The sequence below is a fragment of the Paenisporosarcina sp. TG-14 genome, from assembly GCF_000297555.1.
Lineage (GTDB): Bacteria > Bacillota > Bacilli > Bacillales_A > Planococcaceae > Paenisporosarcina > Paenisporosarcina antarctica.
This window is the reverse complement of record NZ_AMGD01000016.1, coordinates 45,745-52,575: the sequence shown is the minus strand read 5'-3', so window position 1 is coordinate 52,575 and position 6,831 is coordinate 45,745. Positions and strand designations below refer to the sequence as shown.

Sequence of the window (6,831 nt, the reverse complement as noted above, 5' to 3'; positions counted from 1 at the left end):
TAAGTTGTATTTTCTTTTATGATCAATTCGAAAACATTTACTTGATTGAAGCGGAAGGCGGCGAAAAAAGCATGTGCTCCTGCGGTTACTCGTCGCAAAGATATTGGACGAATGACAGTTCGTCCAATATCTTTCCTACGGGATTAGCGGGACAGGTGAGACCCCGCAGTGGAGCGCAAATCAGCGGTATCATACTAGAACCCACTCCTTAAAATACCCGGAATACTGTATTCATGGCTCACTAAATTTATATACTTTCTTATTTTGGTTCAAATTCACACTTTCACTGAGAGAAAACTTGTATTTTTTAAAAAAAGATATCACGACTTCACATGAATCGTATTAAAGAGAGTTACATCAAAGAAATTCCGTTTTAGCATGTTAGTCTCCATATATTAAAAAAACACCATGAATATTGGGCTCTTGGCACATACTTTATTATGTTTTAAAAAGAAGAACGAATGAATTGTGCAAGATCACCAACGGGCTTAAACCCTTCACTTTAATCACATCTGAGAGATTGTCACAAAAAGGCGTTCACTTCTCCTTCATAGAGAAAATGAACGCCTTTGATATATACCTTTTTATTAAAATTCTATCCCCTGCCATATCTTTATGTCTCTTTTTGCCCAAATGTAATTTTTTGAACTTGTAGTAAATCAATCAGTAAATCTACTACAATTTTTTGATGGAGTGAATGAAAAGAAGGTACCTTTGGTATGAAATTCTCATTTCCATGATGAACGGCGTTATATTCAATATGTTGATTGATATAACCTTCTATAAATAGCTTTCCACTTAATGCTTCACGTGACCCATCAGCTGTCGCATTAGAAAAACCAGCAGGTACAAACTTACAATTGGTCAATATCACTTCTTTAGTAATCTCTTTTACCATATTAATTTTTTCTTCGAATCGTACATCTTTCTCTAAACAGATTTCAATGCTATATTCTCCTACTACAACTGGAACTCTTATATTTAATGACTCGTGATAAGGACATATATGATTATGTGACTCTCTTTTTTTCACAGAATGTGGATCATGTAGCGGGACCACAACAGATTTATTATTATCTTTCTCTTTCGCTTGATAAACAGGATCAGTTAATAAGATGATTTCATGCGATTTAAAACCAACCAAATGACAATATGGCTGTTCATGATAATACGTAATCGTATCCAACATTTTTGAATGGTCAATAAATTTAAATGTATTTTGAGTCGTACTACCAAAGATTGCTGGATGAAGGAAATTATCAATATCTACAAAAGTGGATATTGGAATTTTAATAGCCCTTGAGCGTACTCCTGATGATTTATGAAACTGATGACCATTACTGCTTTCACAGGCATCATCATATTTATCCCTTTTCGAAACATGTTCTATTTTGAGAGAATGCTTATGCGAAAGAATTGCACAGTTAGGAGGATGAAGGAGATTGTAAATTTTAGCGAAAGCGTAAAATGGGATTTTTATTGTCGTTATGTGTACTCTTTCATGTTTACACGGCTCATTAGTGTGTTTGGTGTCATCATATTTATTAACTAATTTGTCTTCTTTTATTACAGGATAATGCTTAGAATCAGCAGCAGAAATCGTATTGTCTATGATACATGGATGAAGATAATTATGAATCTTTGCAAAAGTGGCGTATGGAATCTTTATTGTTTTTGAGTGGACTCCTGCATGTTTACAAAACTCATTAGCTTGACTCGTGCCAAGATTTACTTTGATACAATCAACTAAATTATCTTTTGGAGCGTTCCTAGCAAAAATCGCACAGCTAGTTGGATGAAGAAGATTATAAATCTTGGCAAAAGCATAAAACGGAATTTTTATTGTTGCTGACCTGACTCCTAAATGTTTATGAATTTTATTAGTGAGTTTGGTATCACAGTCATCATCGCCATGATGATGATGATATTTATAAACTAAATTATCATCTTTTTTTTCAGGATAATGCTTGGAATCAGCAGCAGAAATCGTATCGTCTATGATACACGGATGAAGATAACTATGAATCTTTGAAAAAGTGGAATATGGAATCTTTATTGTTTTTGAGTGCACTCCTGCATGTTTACAAAACTCATTAGCTTGACTCGTGCCAAGATTTACTTTGATACGATCAACTAAATTATCTTTTGGAGCGTTCCTAGCAAAAATCGCACAGCTAGGTGGATGAAGAAGATTATAAATCTTGGCAAAAGCATAAAATGGAATTTTTATTGTTGCTGATCTTACTCCTAAATGTTGATGAATCTCATTAGTGTGATTAGTGTCAAAGTCATCATCGCATTCATGATGATGATATTTATTAACTAAATTATCATCTTTCATTTCAGGGTAATGCTTAGGCTCAGTAACAGAAATCGTATTGTCTATGATACACGGATGAAGATAACTATGAATCTTTGAAAAAGTGGAATATGGAATCTTTATTGTCGTTGAATGTATTCCTGCATGTTTAAGCTCAATAGGAGAGTCAATTTTACAGACATCATCTGGTGTAGGGGCTTCGTAAGCTCTGTAAGGTTCTTGTAATAACTTCTTTCTACGTCGATTGCACTTTTTGCGTAATTTTAATCTTTTCTTCCTTTTGTTAATTTCAACTAAATCATCACTTACTTCTACTGTATCGATATATTTTATTTCAGTATTTGATTTGCGAATATCACTACTGTTTTTTATCTTTCTGTAACAAGTACGTTTTTCATTTAATTTCGACCTTTTCTTTCTTCTATAAGTTTCAACTAAACCACCCATTTTTTCTGTTTCCACAGAGCCTTGCTTAGTATCTGATTCGCAAATACCGTCACTATCTTCTGTATTAGTTTCATTTATATGTTGAAAATCGGGAGTAGCATTTAACGTAAATAGGGCCTTTTGTTTATTAATAATTATCGCCATTTCTTCATAGTTAATCCAAGGGTATGACATTGTATTGTCTCCGTATTTTTTTTGATTAAAATGGGATTTCTGCATATTTCTCTTGTTGTCCCATGGAAATTTCATTGCATCCTCCTTAACGACAAAAGTTGTTCCTTTATTAATTAATGGTTTTTCTCAGCTTTTGTTACTCATGTATGTAAACTAAATGAAAATAAGCAATGACTAATTAAAGAAACCCCTATCCATTTAGTAGATAGGGGGTTGTAAAGAACAATAATTATATTTACTGTTTGGAAATTTACGTTAGCTCATTTTCAATTTGTTGTATTAAATTTCTCTTGACGATTTGAAATTCATAGCACTTCTTATTGAAAATTGCTTAACGTTCTATCCCAATTTATTGACGATTAAATCATCCGCCATTTCCAATTGAAGCAACTCGTACTTGTCGTAATTGTAATACTTTCACAGTAAGATCACATACAATTTTTTCGCGTAGCGTTGTAAACGTTTCATCCGTCCCTACAGGACATGGAGAAAAATCAAGTTCAAAGAAATTTGCATTAACTAACTCACAATATGGTTGCTCATTATAGTAAACACTATTTTCAAAGAAATATTTATCTAGGCGCGGAATTTCACTGTTTTTCGGATTAATAAAGCGAGATCTGCTATCTGAAGATCTACCTATTACAGGTAAAGTGTCAAAATCACCATTTCTGAGGTCTGCATAACCAGAAAATTCAGTATTAATAATTCGATCACGAATTAGTCCATTACACATTCCTGTAGCATATTCGATATTTTTACGAATAAATCCTGCTACAAATAATTTGGCTCTTGTTACTTCAAATACGCCAGGGCATACTTCATCACCAAATTCTACAGGTACTAGCTTACATTGAGTTAGATATACATCTTTATGCACTCTTTTAATCTCACTTGCTGCTGGCTCAAGCACAATATTCGTTTCTACAACGACTTGAATTACGGTCTCTGCTAATACAGCTGGCACTTTAATAATCGGATTATTTTGTACTAAACAAGGCTCTGCTGGTTCATCAGCAAAGGGTGTTAGTGTTGTACCCTCTACCTGACATGGAATAACAATTGGACAATCATCATTATGTTGTTGACTCATTTAAAATCACCTCCTTTCAAAGTTTATTTCATTACTCTATTAACATATGTTTGAAAAGTAGTGAGTGTATGAGCAAATATAATAGATATATCATTTTTATTTTTGATACTAAAAATTATCTAGCATGCTGCCCTCGTAAACTATACAAATTTAGGAAATCACACATTTTTTCTTAATCTTCAGATATTTTAAGAGAATAGATTTTCGCCAAATGATGCAGAGACTTTTTTTACCTGTTTCCTTTTTTCTTACTTATCGAATTATTTTTCAACTCAATCAGAACTACCAGGTGCAAAAGAGACAGAAACACTGGCGAACTTAGGTATACAGACAATTAAAAATGAAATAGCTTGACTAATCGCAAGAAAAATCACTGAACAATTTGATTGAAATTACTTTAAGTACAAAATGTCCAAAATTAACCTATTTAAAAAGAAAACTCTCTATCCATCAAAATGGATAGAGAGTTTTGTAAAGAAACAATTATCGGATTTACAGCTCGTAAATTTGCAGTTAAGGAATTTTAGTTTCTCATGACGAGTTGAAACCCAGCTCATCTTTTTGAAAATTTCTTAAACACATTTTTTCGATTTGTGACGGTACTCCTTAGGAAGGTCCTATTGAAGCAACTCGTACTTGTCGTAATTGTAATACTTTCACAGTAAGGTCACATACAATTTTTTCGCGTAGCGTTGTAAACGTTTCATCCGTTCCTACAGGACATGGAGAAAAATCAAGTTCAAAGAAATTTGCATTGACTAACTCACAATATGGTTGCTCATTATAGTAAACATTATTTTCAAAGAAGTATTTATCTAGACGTGGAATTTCACTGTTTTTCGGATTAATAAAGCGAGATCTGCTATCTGAAGATCTACCTAATACAGGGAAAGTGTCAAAATCATTATCTCTTAGATCCGCATAACCAGAAAACTCTGTATTAATAATGCGATCACGAATTTCTCCATTACACAATCCTGTAGCATATTCTATATTTTTACGAATAAATCCTGCTACAAATAATTTGGCTCTTGTTACTTCAAATACGCCTGGGCATACTTCATCACCAAATTCTACAGGTACAAGCTTACATTGCGTTAAATAGATATCTTTATGCACTCTTTTAATCTCACTTGCTGCTGGCTCAAGCACAATATTTGTTTCTACAACGACTTGAATTACGGTCTCTGCTAATACAGCTGGCACTTTAATAATCGGATTATTTTGTACTAAACAAGGCTCTGCTGGCTCATCTGCAAAGGGTGTTAGTGTCGTACCCTCTACCTGACATGGAATTTCAATTGGACAGTCATCATTATGTTGTTGACTCATTAAAAATCACCTCCTTTCAAGTTTATTTGAATACTCTATTAATGTATGTTGGAAAAGCAGTTAGTGTATGAGCATATATAATAGGTATATCTTTTTTTTGAGCGGATAGAAAATTATCTAGCATTGTAACCCCTGTAAACTTCATAAGTTCTCTCGTCCTTCAGGTGAATAAGAGAAATAAAAGGATCCAATCACTAAGCTCCAATTGTCTTTGCATGAAAATGAAGATTGTGTTACCAAAACGAAACGTGAAGTATTTCTATTTTTTCAATTTATTCCACGAATCAATTCACATGGGGGCTACTTATGCTATTTTTTAAAAATTTAAAATGAGAATTCCTGTTTAATTATCATTTTTTTGAAGTAAATCTAAAAAAGCCGCATTTTCATAAATGAAAATGCGGCTTCGTGATAGTAAATATATATAAATTAATTTGTCTTAACATTAGTCCAAAATTAAACTTCCATTTCGATCCCCACACCCGCTTCTTTCGCTTTCACATAAACTCCTTTTGCTACAGCGAGATCAAAATAAGCAGCGCCAACGCATTTGAAGAAAGTGATTTCTTCTGGTGCTTGTCGTCCTTCTTTCTTTCCGACAACGAGCTCTCCGAGTTGTGCGTGCACATCATTAAACGACCACTTGCCACTTTCTGCAACATGCATTAACTCACCCGCTTCATGTTTGACACCAGCTAAGTCATCTACAACAATTTTATCGGCACTTAAAACAGTCGTTTCGTCTACTTCTCGCATATGTGGCAAATAAGATCCTACACCATTAATATGGGTGCCTGGTTTCACGTCATTACCATTGAATACTGGATCATTTGAACGTGTAGCACAACAAATAATATCCGCTTGGTTGACCGCTTTTGCTACATCTATTTCTACTTGAAACGGCAAGTCCACACCAAAGGCATGTAATTTATCTCCGAATTCTTTTGCTTTTTGTGGTGTTCGATTCACGAGAATGATTTTCTCTATGGTACGAACCGCTAACACGCCGAGTACTTGTTCAAAGGCCATGGCCCCTGTGCCAATTACCGTCAATACACGACTGTCTTTCTTCGCTAATAAATCAGTCGCAACACCGCTTAGGGCTCCCGTACGCAATCGTGTTAAATATGATGCGTTCATCATCGCTACATGTTCTCCATTTGTAGCATCAGATAGTAACAGTACTCCTTGCGTTGTCGGTTTTCCTTGGGCTGGGTTACCAGGAAAAATCGTCACGACTTTTACCGCAGATACTTCGCTAACTAAATCGGCGCTCGGCATGTATAGGGCTGAAGCACTGTGTTGTGGGAAATCAAGAACGGTACGCTGTGGATTATCAATTTTTCCAGCTTCTTTTGCCTCTAATATCCCTGTGATGTCTGCAATAGCATCAGTCATTTTATATAGTAGTTTAATTTGCTTTTCGTTTACAACGAGCATGTTATTCCTCCTTATTGATATCCGT

The 6,831-nt window shown here is 34.4% G+C and carries 4 protein-coding genes; all 4 read right to left on the bottom strand.

Annotated elements, in window-relative coordinates; all coding sequences use genetic code 11:
* Nucleotides 1-613: 613 nt before the first annotated feature.
* Nucleotides 614-3,016, bottom strand: coding sequence for a BC_2427 family protein (locus tag C406_RS19835; protein WP_017379620.1), 2,403 nt, complete (start codon nt 3,014-3,016; stop codon nt 614-616).
* Between the two features lie 289 nt (nt 3,017-3,305).
* On the bottom strand, nt 3,306-4,034 hold the full coding sequence (locus C406_RS0105620) for a CsxC family protein (protein ID WP_017379619.1): 729 nt from the start codon (nt 4,032-4,034) through the stop codon (nt 3,306-3,308).
* Between the two features lie 606 nt (nt 4,035-4,640).
* Nucleotides 4,641-5,366, bottom strand: a complete 726-nt coding sequence (locus C406_RS0105615) for a CsxC family protein (protein WP_017379618.1) — start codon at nt 5,364-5,366, stop codon at nt 4,641-4,643.
* A 456-nt stretch (nt 5,367-5,822) separates the two neighbouring features.
* Nucleotides 5,823-6,806: an ornithine cyclodeaminase family protein gene (locus tag C406_RS0105605; protein ID WP_017379616.1), complete on the bottom strand. Its 984-nt coding sequence runs from the start codon at nt 6,804-6,806 to the stop codon at nt 5,823-5,825.
* Nucleotides 6,807-6,831 lie beyond the last annotated feature (25 nt).

Coding starts and splice junctions, on each gene's coding strand:
- C406_RS19835 (WP_017379620.1), bottom strand. CDS start 3,016: ATGAAATTTCCATGGGACAACAAGAGAAATATGCAGAAATCCCATTTT.
- C406_RS0105620 (WP_017379619.1), bottom strand. CDS start 4,034: ATGAGTCAACAACATAATGATGATTGTCCAATTGTTATTCCATGTCAG.
- C406_RS0105615 (WP_017379618.1), bottom strand. CDS start 5,366: ATGAGTCAACAACATAATGATGACTGTCCAATTGAAATTCCATGTCAG.
- C406_RS0105605 (WP_017379616.1), bottom strand. CDS start 6,806: ATGCTCGTTGTAAACGAAAAGCAAATTAAACTACTATATAAAATGACT.